The 1,476-nt window shown below is 48.2% G+C and carries 2 protein-coding genes; both read right to left on the bottom strand.

Annotated elements, in window-relative coordinates:
- Window positions 1-347: large-conductance mechanosensitive channel protein MscL (mscL, locus tag AC1DUO_RS24925; protein WP_477989347.1), on the bottom strand; the 347-nt coding region annotated here is incomplete at its 3' end.
- Window positions 348-471: 124 nt separating this feature from the next.
- A partial coding sequence (gene trkA / locus AC1DUO_RS24920; RefSeq protein WP_477989345.1) for a Trk system potassium transporter TrkA occupies window positions 472-1,476 on the bottom strand: 1,005 nt, incomplete at its 5' end.

Below are 1,476 nucleotides of genomic sequence, written 5' to 3'. Positions count from 1 at the left end.
GGTTTAGGTGGTGCAACGGGCTTATCTTCCTGCTTACGACGCATTTTATTCATCAAGGTAATTGCGCAGAATATGGCCAGTGCAACAATGATGAAATCAAACACGTTCTGAATGAATACCCCGTAATGCATGACTACTGCGGGTGCTGCTCCCTGGGCCTCCCTGAGGACAAAAGCAAACTGCTTAAAATCAACCCCGCCAATCAGCAAGCCTAGCGGTGGCATAATAATATCAGCGACAAATGACGATACTATTTTGCCAAAAGCGGCGCCGATGATAACACCGACTGCCAGGTCGACCACGTTGCCGCGCATGGCAAACTCACGAAACTCTTTCATAAAACTCATAAATACTCCTTGGCAAATTCATCAAATATGTCAAACCAAGTAAAGACCATTTGCAGGGTCTTCGCTACAAAACTTCTCATCTGAAACTCAATTAACGCTAAATTCGATTAACAAAAGGTGCAATTTATAACAAGAATGGGCTTGGCTGGAACAGCCGTTCAACATCCCTGACAAACTTCTTATCGGTAATAAACATCACAACATGGTCACCCTGTTGGATCCTGCTGGTGCCGTTGGCAATAATAACCTCATTACCGCGCACAATAGCCCCAATCGTTGTACCGGGTGGCAGTTTGATTTGTTCCACGGTACGACCCACAACTTTTGATGTTGTCTCATCGCCATGTGCAATTGCTTCAATGGCTTCCGCGACACCGCGTCTCAGCGATGAAACACTGACGATGTCTGCTTTTCTGACGTGTCCAAGCAACGCTGAAATCGTTGCCTGCTGAGGCGAAATTGCAATATCGATGACGCTGCCCTGCACCAAATCGACATATGCACTGCGCTGGATGAGAACCATCGCCTTTTTCGCGCCCATCCTCTTGGCCAGCATTGCGGACATGATGTTCGCTTCATCATCATTGGTAATAGCGATGAATACATCCACTTGTTCAATATGCTCTTCAGCCAGCAATTCCTGATCCGAGGCATCACCGTAGAAGACAATCGTATCTTGCAATATCTCTGCAAGCTCTGCGGCTCGCTGCTGATCCCGCTCGATGAGTTTTACGCTGTAATTCTTCTCAAGCCGTTGTGCAAGCCCCGCCCCGACATTGCCGCCACCTACGATCATGATTCGTTTATAAGGTTTTTCGAGCCTCTGAAGCTCGCTCATGACTGCACGGATATGCTGAGAAGCTGCCACAAAGAATACTTCATCACCGGCTTCGATAATGGTTGAACCCTGTGGGCGAATAGGACGATCCTGGCGGAAAATGGCTGCAACCCGCGTTTCAATGTGCGGCATGTGTTCACGCATTGAAGAGAGTGCATTACCGACTAAAGGCCCACCGTAATAGGCTTTTACCGCCGCAATACTGACTTTGCCTTCTGCGAAATTCACCACCTGTAGTGCACCCGGATACTCAATGAGCACCACCTGTAGTGCACCCGGATACTCAATGAG

The organism is Rahnella sp. P4_A8 (genome assembly GCF_056402435.1).
Note: the sequence above shows the minus strand (reverse complement) of the source record. Positions and strands in the feature narration are given on the sequence as shown.